At 72.1% G+C, this 18,298-nt stretch carries 17 protein-coding genes; 12 read left to right on the forward strand and 5 right to left on the reverse strand.

What is annotated here, in order from left to right; genetic code table 11:
* The first annotated feature begins 3 nt into the window (after positions 1–3).
* From ABZX22_RS35605 to ABZX22_RS35625, 5 genes are all read left to right on the forward strand, one after another.
* The gene (locus ABZX22_RS35605; RefSeq protein WP_354918223.1) at positions 4–408 is read left to right on the forward strand and encodes a hypothetical protein; all 405 of its coding nucleotides are present in this window, start codon (positions 4–6) and stop codon (positions 406–408) included.
* A gap of 511 nt (positions 409–919) precedes the next feature.
* On the forward strand, positions 920–2,134 hold the full coding sequence (locus ABZX22_RS35610) for an FAD-dependent monooxygenase (RefSeq protein ID WP_354918226.1): 1,215 nt from the start codon (positions 920–922) through the stop codon (positions 2,132–2,134).
* 50 nt (positions 2,135–2,184) lie between these two features.
* Entirely contained in the window at positions 2,185–2,904 is a 720-nt protein-coding gene (locus tag ABZX22_RS35615) for a helix-turn-helix domain-containing protein (protein WP_354918229.1), read from the forward strand.
* A gap of 257 nt (positions 2,905–3,161) precedes the next feature.
* Positions 3,162–4,541, forward strand: a complete 1,380-nt coding sequence (locus ABZX22_RS35620; protein WP_354918232.1) for an FAD-dependent monooxygenase — start codon at positions 3,162–3,164, stop codon at positions 4,539–4,541.
* 4 nt (positions 4,542–4,545) lie between these two features.
* Complete coding sequence (locus ABZX22_RS35625) at positions 4,546–4,848, forward strand: aldehyde dehydrogenase family protein (RefSeq protein WP_354918235.1); 303 nt, start codon at positions 4,546–4,548, stop codon at positions 4,846–4,848.
* A gap of 75 nt (positions 4,849–4,923) precedes the next feature.
* Here the strand turns inward: ABZX22_RS35625 and ABZX22_RS35630 are convergent, their stop codons facing one another.
* Positions 4,924–5,451, reverse strand: a complete 528-nt coding sequence (locus tag ABZX22_RS35630; protein WP_354918238.1) for a hypothetical protein — start codon at positions 5,449–5,451, stop codon at positions 4,924–4,926.
* A gap of 189 nt (positions 5,452–5,640) precedes the next feature.
* Positions 5,641–5,868, reverse strand: coding sequence for a PfkB family carbohydrate kinase (locus ABZX22_RS35635; protein ID WP_354918241.1), 228 nt, complete (start codon positions 5,866–5,868; stop codon positions 5,641–5,643).
* Between the two features lie 131 nt (positions 5,869–5,999).
* Here ABZX22_RS35635 and ABZX22_RS35640 point away from each other — a divergent pair, with 131 nt between their 5' ends.
* Positions 6,000–6,830 carry a serine protease gene (locus ABZX22_RS35640; RefSeq protein ID WP_354918244.1) on the forward strand — a complete coding sequence of 277 codons (831 nt, stop codon included), beginning with the start codon at positions 6,000–6,002 and terminating at the stop codon, positions 6,828–6,830.
* A 170-nt stretch (positions 6,831–7,000) separates the two neighbouring features.
* Here ABZX22_RS35640 and ABZX22_RS35645 read toward each other — a convergent pair whose 3' ends face one another.
* The 3 genes from ABZX22_RS35645 to ABZX22_RS35655 form a co-directional block, all read right to left on the reverse strand.
* Positions 7,001–9,775, reverse strand: a complete 2,775-nt coding sequence (locus ABZX22_RS35645; RefSeq protein WP_354918246.1) for a poly(A) polymerase — start codon at positions 9,773–9,775, stop codon at positions 7,001–7,003.
* The gene (locus ABZX22_RS35650; RefSeq protein ID WP_354918249.1) at positions 9,775–11,508 is read right to left on the reverse strand and encodes an RNA ligase family protein; all 1,734 of its coding nucleotides are present in this window, start codon (positions 11,506–11,508) and stop codon (positions 9,775–9,777) included. Before ABZX22_RS35650 ends, ABZX22_RS35645 begins: the two co-directional genes overlap by 1 nt.
* 124 nt (positions 11,509–11,632) lie before the next feature.
* On the reverse strand, positions 11,633–12,511 hold the full coding sequence (locus ABZX22_RS35655; protein WP_354918252.1) for a LysR family transcriptional regulator: 879 nt from the start codon (positions 12,509–12,511) through the stop codon (positions 11,633–11,635).
* A gap of 82 nt (positions 12,512–12,593) precedes the next feature.
* On the opposite strand from ABZX22_RS35655, the gene ABZX22_RS35660 reads away from it, so the two are divergent.
* The 6 genes from ABZX22_RS35660 to ABZX22_RS35685 all read left to right on the forward strand — a co-directional run bounded on the left by ABZX22_RS35660 (position 12,594) and on the right by ABZX22_RS35685 (position 18,296).
* Positions 12,594–13,049: a nuclear transport factor 2 family protein gene (locus ABZX22_RS35660; protein ID WP_354918255.1), complete on the forward strand. Its 456-nt coding sequence runs from the start codon at positions 12,594–12,596 to the stop codon at positions 13,047–13,049.
* The gene (locus ABZX22_RS35665) at positions 13,046–13,726 is read left to right on the forward strand and encodes an SDR family oxidoreductase (protein ID WP_354918258.1); all 681 of its coding nucleotides are present in this window, start codon (positions 13,046–13,048) and stop codon (positions 13,724–13,726) included. Before ABZX22_RS35660 ends, ABZX22_RS35665 begins: the two co-directional genes overlap by 4 nt.
* Before the next feature lie 22 nt (positions 13,727–13,748).
* Entirely contained in the window at positions 13,749–14,579 is an 831-nt protein-coding gene (locus tag ABZX22_RS35670; protein ID WP_354918261.1) for an NAD(P)H-binding protein, read from the forward strand.
* Positions 14,580–14,706: 127 nt separating this feature from the next.
* Positions 14,707–15,939 (forward strand): MBL fold metallo-hydrolase, encoded by a 1,233-nt coding sequence (locus ABZX22_RS35675; protein ID WP_354918264.1) that lies wholly within the window; start codon positions 14,707–14,709, stop codon positions 15,937–15,939.
* Between the two features lie 18 nt (positions 15,940–15,957).
* Positions 15,958–16,851, forward strand: a complete 894-nt coding sequence (locus ABZX22_RS35680) for an alpha/beta fold hydrolase (protein ID WP_354918268.1) — start codon at positions 15,958–15,960, stop codon at positions 16,849–16,851.
* A gap of 242 nt (positions 16,852–17,093) precedes the next feature.
* The gene (locus ABZX22_RS35685; RefSeq protein ID WP_354918271.1) at positions 17,094–18,296 is read left to right on the forward strand and encodes an FAD-dependent oxidoreductase; all 1,203 of its coding nucleotides are present in this window, start codon (positions 17,094–17,096) and stop codon (positions 18,294–18,296) included.
* The last annotated feature ends 2 nt before the right edge of the window (positions 18,297–18,298 follow it).

Raw genomic sequence — 18,298 nt, forward strand, 5'->3', positions numbered from 1 at the left:
ATCATGTTCGCTGTTCATCGTTCCAGAGGCACGTACTGTCTGGCGGCAGTACTGGCCTCCACCGCGCTGACACTGACGGCCGGCGGCACGGCCGCCGTGGCAGCGCCCCACGTCACGGCGAGCGCCGCTGACACTTCTGTCGTCAAGGTGAGGGAAGGAAACTACTTCATCGTGCTCTCAAGGTGGCACTTCAGGCCCGGAAGCGTCACCTTCAGGATCAAGAACGTGGGCGGGCACCCACACGGCCTGTCGATCAGGGGACCCGGCGTCAGCCGCACCTCCATGATCGTCCCGCCTGGAGGACGGACAACGCTCACGGTCGCCCTGAAGCATGGCCGATACCTGCTGTGGTGCCCGGTGGACCAGCACCGCCAGCGGGGCATGTGGACCTGGATCGCGGCGGGATAGCACACCCATAACGCCCACCACGTGACCGGCTCGCGCAGCGCGCGCGAAGCCTGGGGGTGATGCTGCGCGCCTGTCCCCGCCACCCTGGTCCCCTCGGCGTCCAGGGAGAACCGGCAGCCCGCTGCGGCCGGCTCGGCCCGAGCCCGCAGCGCCTGCACCCGCCCCGGATCCGTCGCCCGGCTCGGACCCGGGGCGCTGATCGCAGCTCGCACGGGCGCTGCGGCTGTTTCCGGGAGGACGGCCGCTCCCCCGCCGGCCGCCTCCACCCGCGACCGACCATCCGGCCGGCTTCGGCACGCCTTTACACCCGAGGGGCAGTCCTGGCCCCACACGGAACTGCCCGCCGGAGGCCGATGGCGACGACCCTCTGACACTCCTGCCTTCCGGCCGGGGACCGTTCGGCCTTGCGGGAGGTTCACCCGTGTGGCCTCCACCACAAACTGACCAAACGAACTGAATTGGTCAGTTCGTTCAGTAGCGTCATGGGCGACACGACAGGAAGGAAGTCGTCATGACGGACACAGTCAGACATGGCCGGGCTCTGGTGGTCGGTCTCGGGATAGCGGGCATCGCCACCGCGCTGCGGCTGCGGGAAGTGGGTTGGGAGCCGGTGCTGGTGGAGCAAGCGCCCGCGCGCCGCTCGAGCGGGTACTTCATCATGCTGTTCGGCACCGGTATCGCCTCCGCCCGCCGGTTGGGCGTGCTGGAGGCGATCGGTGACCGCAGGAGCCCGCAACTCACCACCTACGAGGTGAACCGGGCCGGGCGCCGTAGCCCCGGCATGAGCCCGGCCGATCTGCCTGGCAAACCCCGGCTGGTGGTGCGCGGCGACATCGAGCAGGCGCTGTTCTCCGCGCTGCCGGACGATGTGGAGATCCGCTACTCCACCGTGCCGACCCGCATCACCCAGGACGATTCCGCCGCGACGGTCACCCTGCACGACACCGCCTCCGGCGCCGTCGTCACCGAACGTTTCGACCTGGTGGTGGGTGCCGACGGGATGCGTTCCACCGTGCGCGAGCTGGTCTTCGGTTCCCAGAACCATTTGCATCCGCTGAACTACATGATCGGTGCGACCGTCCTGAAGGAGTCCATAGAGGGCTTCACCCAGGACGAGGGCCTGGTCCTGGCCGAGCCGGGACGCTCTGCGTGGATCTTCTCCTTCCGCGACCACACGCCGGGCCTGCTGTTCTCCTACCGCACCGATGACACGGACGCCGAGTTCGCGCGCCCGCCGATCGAGTCCATCCGGGCCGCGTTCGGCCCGCAGCCCCCCGGCCCGCTGCTGGAGCGGTTGTTCACGGCGTTCGAGCAGGCCCCGGACTTCCTGTTCGACTCGGTGCACCAGGTCAGGATGCCGCGCTGGCACCGCGGCCGGATCGTCTTGATCGGTGACGCCGCATGGTGCGTTACCCTGTACGCGGGCATGGGCGCCTCCAGCGGCATCGCCGGCGGCGAACTCCTGGGCACCATGCTGCAGCGCCACCCCGGCGACCTGTCCGGCGCGCTGCGCGCGTGGGAGGACCGGATGCGGCCGTTCATCCACACCGAGCAGAAGAGCGCGCTGGTCATGCGCCGGCTGCTCACCCCGCATGACCGCAAGGAGCAGATCATGCGCAGCGTGATGGTCCGCCTCATGCACGCGCCGGTCATCGGCCCGGCCATAGGCAAGATGGTGAACGGCCCCGACATGAACAACAAACAGCTGGACATCGCCGCCGCCTGACCCGATTCCAGCCCGACGGAACCCGAGCACGGGAGAAGAGGACCGCCCCGGTGAGCCAGCTGATCGAGCGCCACTCGCGTAAAGCCGCCCGCATCCTGGACAGCGCACGCGAGCTGGTGCTCGACCATGGCGTGCGCAAGGTCACCGTCAGCGAGATCGCCCGGGTGGCAGGGGTCGGCAAGGGCACCGTCTACCTGTACTGGCCCGCCAAGGAAGACCTCATCCTCGGGCTGTTCGCACGCGACGTGCTGACCTTCCTGGACGAGATCATCGCCCGCATCACCGCCGACCCGGCCGTCGTGCTGCCGCGCCGCTTCGCCCCGCTGCTGATCCGCACCGGGTTGAAACTCCCGCTGGCGCGCCGCCTGCACAGCGGCGACACCGAGCTGCTGCGGCTGCTCACCCAGCAGACCGGCGACCGCGAGCTGTTCGCCCGCACCACACCCAGTGCCATGTGCGAGATGGGAATGCCGATCGTGCACCGGCACGGACTGGTCCGCCACGACCGCCCCCTGCCGGAGCAGACGTACGCCGTACACGCCCTGCTCACCGGGTTCGGCACCGCGATGTCCGACCCGGCCACCGCGGTGCCCGGCGTCGACGATCCCGACAAGGTTCTCGCCGACACCGTCGCCCGGCTGGTCGAGCCCGACACCGCACCCGGTGAGCAGGCCATCGCCGCGGCCGCCGCGGAGACCGTCGCCGTCCTCCGCGAGATGAGGGACGCGGTGCTGGATCTCATCGACCGCAGTCAGACCCTCCAGCAGTGAGCAGATCCTGGCCAGAGGACCCCCACCCGGCGGCGGCGCGTGGGCATCCGGTCCGATGCGGCAGCCGCGGCGGCCTGGCTGACGAAGGCCACCGACAGGTCGGCGGCCGTGGCCCTTTCGTTCCTGCCAAGATCCTTCCGGTCCCGCCGGGCCGACCGCATCTCCCGCAGGCCTCGAAGAGCGCGCGAGCAGGCTGTACGGCGGTCCCGGCAGAGCGGTGACAGGGATATGGCAGCGCGGCCTGGCACGGTCGGGCCATGACTGAGAAGACGAACGTGCTCATCGTCGGTAGCGGGCCCACGGGGCTCACGCTGGCGGCAGAACTGGCCAGGCGCGGGATCGGCCACCGCATCGTGGAACGGGCGCCGGAGCCCTCCCTGGGTTCGAAGGGCAAGGGGTTGCAGCCCCGCACGCAGGAGATCTTCGACGACCTCGGCGTGATCGACCGCGTGCTGGCGTCCGCGACGGTTTATCCGCCGTTGCGGGTGAGGATCGGCAGGGTGGCGGTGTATCAGGGGCGCATGCACAAGCCCGTCGCGGCGACGGACGCCGTGCCGTACCCGATGGTGGTGATGCATCCACAGTGGCGCACGGAGGAGGCCCTGCGTGAACGGCTGGCGGAGCTGGGCGGGAAGGTGGAGTACGGCGCGGAGTTGACCGGCTTCGAGCAGGACGCGCAAGGTGTGACGGCCAGGCTGGGCACGGGGGTGACGCTGCGGGCCGACTACCTGGTCGCGGCCGATGGCGGCAGGAGCTTCGTGCGCAAGGCACTCGGTGCCGGTTTCGTCGGCGAGACCCGCGAGGAGGAGCGCATGGCGCTTGGCAACGTACATGTCGAGGGACTCGACCGAGACCATATCCACATCTGGTTCCGGCCGGGCAAGGGCATGGTGGCGCTGTATCCGATGGCCGGCACCGACACCTTCCAGGTGCTCGCGCCGCTCAAGCCGGGCATGACGCCGGATCTGACGCTGTCCGGCTTTCAGCGGGTCTTCGCTGAGCGGTCGATGCTGCGGAGGGTGCGCATCACCGAGTTACTGTGGTCCTCCCTCTACCGGGTCAACATCCGGCTGGCCGACAGGTACCGGGACGGTCGTGTCTTCCTGGCCGGAGACGCCGCCCACGTGCATTCGCCCGCAGGCGGGCAGGGCCTCAACACCGGTGTGCAGGACGCCTACAACCTGGGCTGGAAACTCGCGCGCGTACTCGCCGGAGCGCCGCGGTCGCTGCTGGACACCTATGAGGAGGAACGCCGCCCGATCGCAGCTCGCGTGCTGGGCCTCAGCACCGACCTGCACGACAAGAAGACCTACAAGCGCGATGAGGAGACCTACCAGTTGCAGGTCGGCTACCGGGGCGCTTCGCTTGCCCGCAACGGCGGAGATCGGGTGCCCGACGGGCCGCTGCGCCTGGCCGATGGCAGCCGGGCGCGCATGTTCGACCTGCTGCGGGGCCCGCACTTCACGCTGCTCTCGCCGGAACCCGCGCCCAGGGTGCCGGACGGCCCGCAGGTGCGGGCGTACACCACCGCCGAGCCGTACGGCGACATGCGTCACACCCTCATCCGGCCGGACGGATACATCGGGATCGCCACCGACTCATCCAACGAGCTCGCCGGCTACCTGGCCCTGGTCTGAGCGGGTGGCGTCGGCCGGGAGGCGCCCCCCTGCCGCCGGCCGATCACCACGATGCGGTCGGGTTGTCGGCCAGGTAGGCGAGGAGTTTGCGGATGCACCGGGTGAAAGGACGACCCGGCTTCTCGGGCCGGCCGACCTGGAGCGGGCGGCCGACGGCATCTCGGCGGCCACCTTCTACAACGCGGGCCAGGACTGCACCGCGGCCTGCAGCGTGCTCGTCGCCGCCGAGGCGCACGACCGGCTGGTCGCCCTGCTCGCCGACCTGGCGGCCACGAGCGAGGTCGGTCCGCTCAACAGCCGCGCTTGACCGGCGGCGCGCCCCGACACACCCGCCGGGCCGTTCGCCGGCGGCGGGCCGTCGTGGGGCCGATCCCGACTGGCCTCAGACCTGGGAGTCGGTCGTCAGCCCGGCCTTCCAGCGGCTGACCTCACCGGTCGAACGCAGACGGACGGCCGTGAGGTCAGGATGCCGGCTGATGCGGCCGGCGGTCTCGTCTCTCCTGCGTTCGTACTGTGACCAGGCCCAGCGGACGGGGTGTCCCGCGTCCAGCCAGTCACGGAAAGCCTCCCGGTTGCCGTTCCACAGCTCACGTCGCGTGACCGCTCGGATGATCGAGCGCCGCACGACCCGCCGCATGATGGTCGGACGGGGAAGATCCAGCCAGATCACCGTGTCCGCGCGCTGCCACAGCAGATCCCCCAGAGCAGCGTGATACTGGTCCTCGGTCACCCAACGCGGCCCGGCCGAGAACGCCTCCACGTCGGACCCGAACTCCGGCCGCCGCACCCAGCCCGGCCCATGATGAAGAGCGTCGAGCTCGAACCGGGGCAGCTTCAGCGCGGTCGACAGCGCCACGGCCAGCGTCGTCTTTCCCGATCCTGAGATACCCGAGATCAACACCCTGTCCATGCCACTTCCCGTCGCCTGTAACCCGCACGCCACCCGACACCGTTCCGCTCGCCGGCCGGACCACGCCCACCACCTGGCTTCGGGCGTGGCGAGGACGATGCGCCGCGACGGGAGCCCGACGGGATGCCGCGGACCAGGGATACGCGCCGCCTGCCCCAGCCCGGGCGAGCCGACAGGCGAGCCGGCCGGTCACAGAGGCTTCCGGAGAGGACAGGACCCTGGCGGCCGGCACAGGCCCTCGCACCCGGCTTCACGAAGATCCCGCGATCGAAGATACCCGCACAGGAAACCGGCGGCGAACGCGTCCCCCGCCGCCGTCAGGTCGCGAACGTCCTCGACCCAGCGGACCTTCACCGCGCATCTGGGCCGGACTGGGGAGCGAGTGTGCGCTGGAGACCCCGCCGCCTCGGTCCGCACGAGCCGTGATGCCCGCCCTGGTCAGGTGGGGTTACCCCTACCCCATGTTGACGTGCTGACGTGATCCCCCAGGAAAAGACGGACATCTAGCTTTATAACGTCTCAATCTTCCACTGAAGGGTTTCTCCCCCGTGTTTGGCAAGAAGTCGTTCCACCGCGCCATGTCCCGTTCCGCCATCGTCGCCCTGGCCGGCGCGGCCTGCCTCGCGGCGACGGCCGGCAGCGCCGGAGCGATCATCAACGGCACCAAGCCCACCGAGTCCTACGGCTTCATGGCCTCCATCCCCATCACGGCGCCCGCCCTGGGCCTCAAGGACGGCAACTGCGGTGCGGCGCTGATCAACCCCCAGTGGGTGGTCACCGCGGCGCACTGCGTCGACATGGAGATCGGCTCGATCGTGAAGGGCACCGTCCGCATCGGCAGCGACCAGCGCAAGTCCGGCGGCACCGTCCGCAGGATCGCCCAAGCGATCACCCACCCCCGCTACGCCCAGGGCACGGACAAGGCGCCGTACAACACCGCCGACCTCGCGCTGATCCGCCTGGACAAGCCCGTCTCCGTCAAGCCCGTCCCGATCGCCCGGCAGGCCGGCAAGCCCGGCACCCCCACCCGCATCATCGGCTTCGGCATCACCACGTTCAGCAAGAACCCGGACGAGTGGAAGATGGCCAAGAAGCTGCGCCAGCTGGAGACCCGCCGCGGCGCGATCTCCGAATGCGGACCCGGCTACGCCTCCGGCACCCGCCTGTGCACCATCAGCCGCACACCCAAGGCCATGGCCTGCAACGGCGACTCCGGCGGCCCGCAGATCCAGCGCGGCCGGGGCGGTCGCTGGGAGCTCATCGGCGTCACCTCCGGCCCCGGCGCCCCGAGCCCCTCCTGCGCCGAAGGCCCCGGCCTGTACACCAACGTGACCGCCTACACCGACTGGATCAACCAGACCATCCGCGCGAACAGCTGACCCGCTGTCCGCCCTGCCCGGGCCGCCGCGCGCCCGGCGCCTGCGAGCAGGCCACAACCCGCCGGCTCCCCTGACACTCCCGCTCCCTCACGCGCGGGTGCGCGTGAGGGAGGACCATCCGCAAGGTCAGCGCCACCCCGGGAACCTCGTGGAGGGCCGGGCCGCGCGTGTCAGGCCAGGGTCGGTACGGCACCGCATTCGGCGCGTTCGACCGTGACCCCGGGCAGGCCGCGGACCCATCCACCGGTGACCTCGGCGAGCCGGCCCGCATCCGGCGGCGTGCGGCCCAGGCCGATGGCGTACCGTGCCGACCTGGGTCCCGCCTCGAACGGGCGGGGCCAGGCGTGCGCGTCGGGCACGCCGGCCGCTTCCAGGGCGGTGAGCAACTCCAGCATCCGGCCCCTGACGCGCCCCAGCATCGCGTCGAACTCCTCGGCCCGGTCGCGGTGCAGGGTCAGCACGGCCCATGCGGCGTGCCGGCGGTGGAGGGGCGGTGGCGAGAGCAGTTCGGTGCGCCGGCCGTCCTCCAGGAGCTCCCATGCCTGGTAGAGCTCCTGCGTGAGCAGGTCCCGGCCACCGGCGGTGACCTGGCGCGCGCAGTTGCGTATCGGGTCGCTGGGCGTCATCACGGTCATCGGGGCCGGCTCCCCCGAGGCGGCGGCGGGAGTGAGGGCGACCGGATCCCGCCAGTCCCAGGCGGCCCACGTGCTGAAGAAGCGCGACAGCAGGTCGGGGTCGTCGCTCTCGCACACGGTGCGCGCGGACAGCACGGCCCAGGCCACCCCCGGCAGCCCGCCGAACGGGGCCGCGTCCAGGCCACGGGCCCGCGCCCACGCCTTGACCTGCCTGGCAAGACGGGCGAAACGGGCGTGTTCGGCCCCGACGGCGGCGCGGACCGTGTCCGCGTCGCTGACCGCGCTCAAGGCGACCGCGGCCGCGTGGCCCAGCTCGGCGCGGCGGGCGAGGGCCTGCGTGGCGGAGAGCGGCCCGGTGGCCACCACGGTCAGGTCCACGTCCAGGCCGGTCAGGTGGAACCGCAGACCCGGCACCCTGGCGCCGATCACCTGTCGCACCCTGGAAACGCCGGGCACGGCCGCTCGTACCCGAGCCTGGACCTGATCCATGTCGGTCTCGCCGGGCACCGCCGCCACCAGGTCCAGGTCCGCGGCCGCCAGCTCGCAACCCATCCGCCGGGATCCCGCAACGTGCACGATCCCCGGACGCAGCGCCTCCGCCAGACGCCTCGTGACCTTCTCGGCCAGGGCCGCCGTGGCGGGCCCCGGCGGCTCGACCGCCTCGTCGGTCATCCAGCGGACCTCGCCCGTTCCCAGGGCGATCACCGCCCGCGGGCGCATGGGCTCGTCCCCGCGGCGCGACAGCAGCACCATCTCCCCGACCCGCGCCGTCATCCCGTCGAGCCGGACGGCGAGCCGATCCGGGTCCGCGACGCGGCCCAACGTCAGGTGTGGCGTGAAACCCTCGGCCCGCCCCCCGCATCGGGGAAAGCGCCGCTCCAGCGCCCGGCGCAGGCGGGCCCACGGCGCCGGGCCGTCCGCGGCGGGGTCGAGCCAGACGGTCGCGTCGTCCCGGTGCCGGAAGGCACGCACTCCTTCCAGGCGGGCGGTGAAGGGCGCCACCTCCGCGGCCGCCGCAGCCAGCAACGGCGCCGCCGACTCGAACTCCGACTCTGGCACGAAGCCGAAGAGCAGGTTGACATGCGGCGGCCAGCGGTCGATACGGGGATCGTGCTCCCGGCGGACATCCTGGATGGGCGGCCACAGCTCCGGCGGCGGCAGCCACGCCACCGCCGTGCGCGCGGTCGGCGGCACGTCGAGTGTCCCGGCGGGCGCGGTCCCCGTGACGTCGAGGACCGCCTCCACCCCGTAGTGGTCGGAGATGTACAGCCCTTCCGGGTACGGCGTGTCACCGCGCAGGGCCGCCGAGACCACCCGGGGCCGGCCCCGCAGCAGGATCCGGTCCAGGCGCGCGGCCCGCCCGGTCAGCGAGGAGAGCGCCGCCAGCGGGTTGGCGCGCGGATCGAAGGTAGGGGTCTGGTCGGGTCCGTACATCTCCGTCCAGGCGTCCCGGAGCCGGAGCTCGGCCGCGGGGGCGTCCGTGCCGTCGTTGAAGTCGCCCAGCAGGATCAGGTCGCCGTCCACACCGGCCAGCCCTTCGGCGATCCTGGCCAGCTCGGCCCGCCGCCTGGCCGCGCCGTCGTCGGTGTGATCGCTGGTCAGGTGGGTGGCGGCGACCACGAGGGGGCCGGCCGCGGTGTCCACGACGAGGGCGGCCACGGCCTTGTGCGGCCCGAGCGCGTGCCATGCCGCCTCGCGCACGGGCAGCCGGCTGAGCAGCAGCAGCCCGCTGTCGTCGACGTCCGCGCCGTCCGGGCCGGTGCCGATGGCGTAGCGGGCGCGCACCCACGGGGCCGCCAGCAGCATGGACAGCAGCGCGGGCTCGACCTCCTGCAGGGCGATGACGTCCGCGTCGGCCGCCTCGAGCGCCGCCAGGAGCAGGGGCCGGCGCCGGGCGGTGTCGATGTGCTCGCTGTCGTAGCGGTCCCACAGCGTGTTCCAGGTCAGGACCCGCAGGTCGTGCGTCGCGGGTGTCCCCTGCCCGGAGCAGGGACGCCAGCCTTCCACCGGGTCCCAGGCGTGCGGGGTCCGCGCCGTGAAGAACGGCGCCCGCAGGCGGCGCGGGTCCCGCGCCCGGCCGGCGACGCAGGTGTCGACGCGGTCCAGGCCGGTGGCGCGGTCCCAGACCAGCTCGCCGTCCGCCTCGACGAACAGCACCCGGTGCCAGGGAATGTCGCCGCCCGGGGTGAAGGCAGGCAGCGGGATCCGCTTGGGGGCGGCTCCGCGCTGGCCGACGCCCAGCACGAAACGCGACGGGTCGAACCGCGGGTCCCAGCGCACCCGGTGGTAGATCTCCTCGCTGGTACGCATCACGCCTCCGCCGCGTCCATGGTTCCGCCCACGTCATCGACGGTTCCTGACGCGCCGACGTACCAGGTGCGATGGGCCTGGCCGGGATAGGGCGGGACGAACCGGCGTGCCTGGGCGGCGAGCACGTGCGGCGGCACCGGGTGGTCGCGGCGGTCGTTCCGCCGGTGCAGCTCGGCCTCCTCCACCAGCACGACCGCGTGCGTCGTCAGCGCGTCGCGGCGGCGCGCCACGGCGTGCACCACGGAGCGCTGGTGCTGGGTGAGCGACGTCGCGTCCCACACCACGGTGGCGCCGCCGGCCAGCGCGGCGTCCAGCCGCTCCAGGCACTCGCCGAGCACCTCCCGGTTGTCCCGCTGGTCCGCCCGCGAGCCCCGGGCCTCGCGCAGGTCGTCCAGGGACAGGCGCACGTCGATCCCCCGCAGGCCCGCCGCGAACGTGCTCTTCCCGCTGCCCGACGGCCCGACCAGGTGAACCAGCCGGGGAAACCGTCCGGACCGCCATCTCCAGGTCGCCGCCACGGCCTCCTCGACCGTGGCGACCCGCCCCCTGGCGTACGCCTCGCGTGCCTCCGCCCAGCACCGGTCGGCGGCCTCCGCCCCGAGCCCGGCGAGCGCCTCGCGCAGGCCGGTCCGCAGCGGCTCCAGCGGCCCCGGCCCCAGCAGCCCGGCGTCCTCGGCGTGCAGCGCCGACCACTCGACCTGCTCGCGCGCCTCGCCGTCGACCTCTCCTGCCGGCACGGACGCGGCGACGGCGTGCAGTACCCCCAGATCGGCGGCGAACGCCATGCGGACCAGGCCGGCGCGCCGATCCTCGTCCGGGTACGGCCGGCGCAGGCCGGCGTGCAACCCGACCAGGTCCGCGACCCGCCGCGCCAGTGGCATGCCCAGCGGCCCCGCCAGCCGCGCCGCCAGCCAGGCGCGCGGCATGGCGTGCAGCGCGGCGGCGAGCACCCCTGCCAGCCGGGCGTCCCCGTACCGCCCGATCGCGTCGAGCCTGCCCGTCACCTCGGCCACCGCCGTGCCGGCCGCCGCCGGGTCCTCGCCTGCGACCTTCACCGCGGACAGCAGGGCGGCCGCGTCGGCATCCGCTCCCGAACGCACCGACCACAGCGCCGCGGCCGGCCCCAGGCCGTTGGCCACGACGGGGCCGTGCATCCAGTGCGTGTCGGTCCGTACGTGCTCCCGCCGCACCCACTTGGCCACCCGTCCGGCGAACTCCTCCCGCCCGAACCCCTCGACGGTCCGGACGACGTACCCCTCCTGCCGCTCCGTGTCCAGCCGCAGCCGTCGCAGCACCCGCTCGTCGAAGACGCCGCGCCACAGCACCGGCGGCGCCGGAACCCCCAGCTCCCGCAGGAGGGCCACCGTCCGGTCCCAGTCCAGGCACCGATCGCCGGCCCAGACCGAGAACCCGTAGAACCAGCTTTCCAGCTCCTGGTAGGCGATGGAGTGCCGGGCGTACACGTTCTCCCCGCACACCCGCCACCCTGCCGGGATCCGCGCGCCGATCCGCCCCTGAAGTCCCTTGACCCACGCCCGGGAGGGGTGGTGGGCCGAGTCCAGGGACCGGGCGTGCATGCCGTCGGGGTACAGGGTGGTGTTCTCCCCGTCGAGCTTCTCGGTGACCACGACCTCCTGTCCGCGCAGCCCGGACAGGTCACCCGCGCGGACGTCGTCCGCTGTCGCGCCGGGCGACCAGGGCAGATGAGGGGTACGCGGGTAGTGCACGCGCATGATCCCCTCCCCCTGACGCCTGGCGTCACTGTACAAGCGACCAGGAAAGCGGATCTATCGAATAATGCGGGCAGGGGGCGGCACCCGTGTCAGGACCACCACGCCTACCAGGAGCGTACGGGGATCACGTCTGGAGGCGCTGCGGGTCGGGCGACAGGGCCTCGACCAGGTCGCGGATGGTGCTGCGGTGATCGCCGGGCCGCCACGCGAGGGCGAGCGCGCTCGGGGACAGACCCGTGACCGGGATGGTCATGATCCCCGGCCGCCGGTAGATCTCGGCGTTGCCGGCGGCGAGCAGGACGATGGTGTCGCCGCTCTCAAGCGCCGCGAAGGTCTCCTCGGCGTTCGTCACGGTCGTGCAGACGACCGGTGGCCGCCCGCCGCGCTCGTCGGTCGCGAGCCAGTGGTCGCGGAGCGGGCCGGCGCTTTCGGGGAGCGCCAGGAACTCTTCGTCCAGGAGCTCGGCGAAGTCGACCTCGTCCCGTTCGGCGAGCCAGTGGTCGTCCCGGAACGCGACCCAGCGCGGCTCTCGGGCCACGACCCGGACGTTGAGATCGTCCTGACCGGGGAACGGCAGCCAGACGAACGCCACGTCGACCTCGCCCTCGGCCAGGCCCGCCGTGGGGTCGGTCCAGTTGACCTGGCGCAGCCGCAGGTCGCAGCCTGGACGGCGGGCGGTGAACCGTTCCCGCAGCGTTCCCAGGAGGCCGCGTCCGACACTGGTCGACATGCCCACGGTCAGCCGTGAGGCTTCGGCGGCCGCGGCGTCGCCGACGGCCCGCTGGGCCTCGTCCCACTGCCGGAGCAGTTCGCGGGCGGCCGGCAGCAGCGCCTCGCCCGGTGCGGTGAGCCGCACCGTGCGCCGGTCACGGTCGAACAGCCTCACCCGCATCAGCTCTTCGAGCTGGCGTATCTGCTTGCTGAGCGCCGGCTGCGAGATGAACAGGCGCTCGGCCGCGCGGGTGAAGCTGAGCTCCTCCGCCACGGCCACGAAATACCTCATGTCACGCAGATGAGCATCCATAACCGTCGGCTATTACAGCAGATATTGGACGTGCGGGAAAGGTCAACGCCACGATTGCGGCATGAGTACCACGGAGGATCGCCTGGCGATCATCGAGACCTGTACCCGCATGGCATGGCACGCCGACCAGCGCGAGTGGGACCGCCTGGGCGAGGTGTTCGCGGACTCGGTGACGCTGGACTACACCAGCCTGAACGGCGGCGAGCCTGCCGTGCTGAAGCCGGCGCAGATCGTCGAGGCATGGACGGGCCTGCTCGGCGCGTTCGACGCCACGCAGCACCTGATCACGAACCACCTGGTGACCGTCGACGGCGACACCGCGCTCTGCACGGCGTCGTTCCAGGCCACGCACCGCCTCACCGATCCGTTCGGCTCGTCGCTGTGGACGCTGGGCGGCACCTACCGCTTCGACCTGGTCCGGTCGGACGGCGTGTGGAAGATCGGCGCTGTGGTGATGACCGCCACCTGGGCCGACGGCAACCGGAACCTCATGTCCCTGGCGGCGGGGAACGGATGATCGCCCTCGTGACCGGCGGCAACCGGGGGATCGGCCGGGAGGTCTGCCACCAGCTGGCGGCACTCGGCCACACCGTCCTCCTCACCGCCCGATCGCCGGAGGCGGCCGAGACCGCGGCCAAGGAACTCGGAGGTGACGTCGTCCCGCTACGGCTCGACGTCACCTCCGAGGAGGACATCGCGGGGGCGGCGGCCGCCGTCGCCGAGCGGTACGGGCGGCTGGACGTTCTGGTCAACAATGCCGCCATCACCTACGACACCTGGCAGGGCGGCGCGTCCGCCGACCTGGACGTCGTCCGCGAGGCCGCCGAGACGAACCTGTACGGTCCCTGGCGGCTGATCCAGGAGCTGCTGCCGCTCCTGCGCGAGAGCGCGCATCCCCGGATCGTCAACGTGTCAAGCGAGGCAGCCTCGCTGACCAACATGGGCGGCGGCACCCCGGCGTACGGCACCACCAAAGTGGCCCTCAACGCCCTGACCCGCATGCTGGCGGCGGAGCTTCGCGGTGACGGCGTCCTCGTGAACGCGATCTGCCCTGGCTGGGTCGCGACGGACATGGGAGGACCGGGCGGCCGTCCCGTCTCCGAGGGCGCGGCCGGCGTCGTCTGGGCGGCCACGCTGCCCGACAACGGCCCGACCGGCGGGTTCTTCCGCGACGGCCGTCCCCTCCCCTGGTGAACACCCTGATAAGGACAATGAAATGATCTTGGTGACGGGCGCGACAGGCAACGTCGGCTCCGAAGTGGTCCGGGCCCTGGCCGCAGCCGGTGAACCCGTCCGGGCGCTGGTGCGGAAGCCGGACACCGTGCCGCTGCCGGACGGCGTCGAGGCGGTGACGGGCGATCTCAACCGGCCGGAGAGCATGACCGGAGCGCTGCGCGGGGCCCGCGCGGTGTTCCTGCTCCCCGGGTACGAGGACATGCCGGGCCTGGTGGCCGAGGCCCGGCGTGCGGGAGTGGAACAGGTCGTGCTGCTGTCCGGCGGCTCGGCCGGGAGCGGCGACATGACCAACGCGGTGACCCGTTTCATGGCCGCGTCCGAGGCCGCCGTGCGGGAGTCCGGGCTGCCGTGGACGTTCCTGCGGCCGAGCGCGTTCATGTCCAATGCCCTGCGCTGGCTGCCGCAGCTCCGGTCCGGCGATCGGGTGCGGGTCCCGTTCCCTGACGTCCGCGCGGCGAGCGTCGACCCGCACGACATCGGGGCCGTCGCCGCCCGCGCGCTGCTGTCGGACGAGTACCGGGGCGAGATCCTCCGGCCGACCGGTCCGGTCGCGATGCGGCCCGCCGACCAGGTCGCCGTGCTGGCCAGGGCCCTCGGCCGCGATCTGGAGTTCGTGGGCCTGACGAACGAGGAGGCGCGCACCGATCTGCTCGCCACCATGCCCGTCGAGTACGTGGACGCGTTCTTCGACTTCTACGTGAACGGCTCGCTCGACGAGTCGATCGTCCGCCCGACCGTCCGCGAGGTCACCGGCCGCGAGCCCCGCACCTTCGAGCAGTGGACACAGGCCCACGCGGACGACTTCCGCTGAACCCCTTCGCATCCCGACTTCACGAAAGCTCCAGATGAACCAGAGATTGCGGCGCCTTCTCGCCGCAAGCTCCGCCGCCGCATGCGCGATCGCGTCGGTGGCGGGCTGTTCGAACGACGACAGGCCCGTGGCGCAGCCCGCGCGAAAGGTGGAGCCGGGACGCTTCGCCTCGTCCAACCCGGGTTCGGTCAACACCTACTGGGTCCAGGCACCGGAGGGCCTGGTCATCATCGACACCCTACGCACGCCGACCGATGCCAGGAAGGCGGTGGAGGAGATCAAGAAGACCGGCGAGCCGGTCGCCGCCATCCTGCTCACCCACTCCCATCCCGACCATGTGGGCGGGGCGGGCGCCTTCCACGAGGCGTTCCCCCAAGCGCCCATCTACGCGTCCAAGGCGACCGACAAGACGATGCGGGAGGACAGCCGGGGCTTCTACCCGCTGGCCCGTTCGGCGAACGCGGGCTTCCCCGCCAAGATCACCTACGCCGACCGGACCTTCGAGGACGGCGCACCGTTGCAGGCCGGCGGTCTCCGCTTCGAGACCGCCACGTTCGCCCACGGCGAGTCCGACACCGCGAACGTCTACTACCGTCCCGACACCGGCGACCTCTTCTCCGGTGACCTGGCGACCGGTAAGGTCACGCCCGCGCTGATCGAGGGCACCAGCTGTGGCTGGCTCCAGATCCTCGATCAGCTCGGTGGGCGCTTCTCCGGGGCCAGGACGATGTACCCGGGGCACGGTGCCGCAGGCCCGGCCCGCGCATTGATCGACGTGCAGCGCCGGTATCTGCAGGTGTTCCGCGGGCTGGTCCGGCCGGCCGTCGCCCCTGACTCGCCCGAGGGCGGGACGGTCGCCCCCGGCGAGCAGAAGTCGATCATCGCCGAGCTGGACCGCGCCTACCCCGGCCATCCGCCGGTCGCGGACCTTCCGACCATCGTGCAGGAGAACATCAAGGCCGTCGCGCGGGAGCTGTCCGCCGAGGACCCCGCGAAGACGCCCGCCGCCTGCGCGGACACCCCCCAGGAAGGGGCGGACGGGCTGCTCGCGCCGGTGAGCGCCTACGTCACCGCGGTCAACGACCGCAACCTCGACGCGCTGGCGGGAGCGTTCGCCGCCGACGCGGAGCTCATTGACGTCGGGCGGCGTTTCAAGGGTCGCGCCGCGATCCGCGACTGGGCCAGGGCCGAGGTCATCGGCGGCAGCCTGACCGTCATCGAGGTCGCCGAGAACCGGCCCGGTCACCAGCGCCTCCTGGTGCGCTTCGCCCCCGGCGGCCAGGGAGGCTTCGATGCCTACTACGCCTTCACCGTCGACGGCTCGTCCATCACCAGAGCCGAACTGACCTATGCGAACTGATCGAAGGAGCAGACGTTCATGACCACTGTGCAGAAGGTGAAGTTCTCCGCCGGCGACGTGGCGCTGACCGGGAACCTGTTTCTGCCCGGCGGCGCCGGCCCGGCGCCGGGCATCGTGGTGGCGGGCACCTGGACGAGCGTCAAGGAGCTGATGGCCGACCGGTACGCCGAACGGCTCGCCGACCGCGGGTTCGCCGCCCTGTCCTTCGACTTCACCGGCTATGGCGAATCCGAGGGCGAGCCTCGCGACTACGAGGTGCCGGAACGGAAGGTCCGCGACATCAACCACGCGGTCACCTTCCTCGCCGAACATCCTGCGGTGAACGCCGCCCGTCTCGGCGCCCTCGGCGTCTGCGCGGCCGCGATGTACATGAGCGGGAACGCCGTCGACGATCCGCGCATCCGGTCGCTGGCGCTCGTCGCGCCTTGGCTGCACGACCCCGAGATCTGCCGGGAGGTGTACGGCGGTGAGGAGGGCGTCGCGGGCAAGCTGGCCGAGGCCGCACGGGCACGCGCGAAGTACGAGGCGACCGGCGAGGTCGAGTACGTGCCGGTCGTCAGCGGCTCCGACCCTCGCGCGGCCATGCCGTTCGACATCGACTTCTACCTCAACCCCGACCGCGGCGGCCTGCCGCAGTGGCCCAACCGCTTCGCGGTGATGGCATGGCGGGACTGGCTCGGCTACGACTCGATCTCCCTTGCCTCCCGCCTCACCCAGCCCGTCCTGCTCGTCCACAGCGAGGACGCCGCCATCCCGGACGGGGCGCGGCGCTTCCACGCCGCGCTGGCCGGGCCCAAGGAGTTCGTCTGGACCGACGGCGACCAGTTCGCCTTCTATGACCAGGAACCGCAGGTCACGACGGCAGTGGACGCCGCAGCGGCCCACTTCGCCCGCACGCTGCCCCGCGAATAGCCGGATGCTCGGCCTTGCCGGGAGATCCAGAGTGCGGCGAGGTGGCGAAGCGGACGGCGCTGCCGTTCTTCAGCACGGCCAGGTTGGCGGCTCGGCCTGCGTCTGCGCTGCCTCGGCGTCGCGAGCATCGTCGGGCGGCGCTCCTGCCGCTCTGTGACCCATGCCACAGACAGTTCCTGTCAGCAATCGGGGCGCCGTCCCGCTCAAGTCACCGGGAGCAAGCGAACCGACAGGAGCAACGCATGAAGCACCGCATCGTCGTCCTCGGCGCCGGCTATGCCGGGGCCTACGTGGCCGGGAACCTGGCCCGCCGGCTGTCGCCGGCGGACACCGAGATCACCGTGGTCAACGCTGAGCCGGACTTCGTCGAGCGGCTGCGGCTGCACCAGCTCGCGGCCGGGCAGGAGATCGAGGCTCGCAAGCTCGCCGACGTCTTCGCGGGCACGGGGATACGGCTGCGCCTGGCCCGTGTCACCGCCGTCGACCCCGAGCGCCAGGTCGTCGCCGTGGCCGGCGCCGGCGGCGGCGGCGGCGAGCTCGCCTACGACACGCTTTTCTACGCGCTCGGCAGCCACGTCGCCGACCGCGGCTTCCCCGGCGTGGCCGAGCACGCCTTCGACGTCACCGGCCGGCCCTCGGCGCTGCGCCTGCGCGAGCGCCTGGACAGCCTGGGCAGGCGGGGCGAAGGCGGGAGCGTGCTGGTCGTCGGCGACGGGTTGACCGGCATCGAGACCGCCACCGAGATCGCCGAATCCCGGCCCGGCCTGTCGGTGGCGCTGGTCGCCCGCGGCGAGCTGGGCGCCCGGCTCTCCGCCGGAGCCCGCAGCCACCTGCGCCAGGCCTGCGGCCGGCTGGGCATCACCGTCCTGGAGCACACCAGCGTCGAAGCCGTCGAAGCGACGCGGGTGCTGTGCGCCGACGGCACCGCCCTGGCGTCCGACGCGACCGTGTGGACGGTCGGGTTCGCGGTCAGCCCCATCGCCGCCGCCGGCGGGCTGGAGGTCACCGAGAACGGTCGGATCGTCGTCGATCGCACCATGCGGTCGGTCTCGCACCCGAACGTCTACGCCGCCGGCGACAGCGCCTACGCCATCGGCGACAACGGCCGGCCGCTGCCGATGTCCTGCGCTACGGCCGGCTACACCGGCCGGCAGGCCACGGACGCGATCGTGGGACGCCTGACCGGCCGCGAGATTGCCAACACCAAGCTGGTCTACCCGGGCAACCACATCAGCCTCGGGCGGCGGGACGGGATCCTGCAGATGGTCGACGACGAAGCGCAGGCGAAGCCGACGTATGTGGGCGGCCGGAAGGCCGCGCGGATCAAGACGGGCATCCTCAAGATCTCGCTGTGGGGCATCTCGCACCCGACCTTCGGCCTGCCCAAGCGCAGGCGCCGCCTGGCCGCCGCGCCGGACAGGTCCGCTGAGAAGGCGCTCGCGTAGCC

Origin of the sequence: Nonomuraea sp. NPDC003804, assembly GCF_040610675.1 — a bacterium.
Lineage (GTDB): Bacteria > Actinomycetota > Actinomycetes > Streptosporangiales > Streptosporangiaceae > Nonomuraea.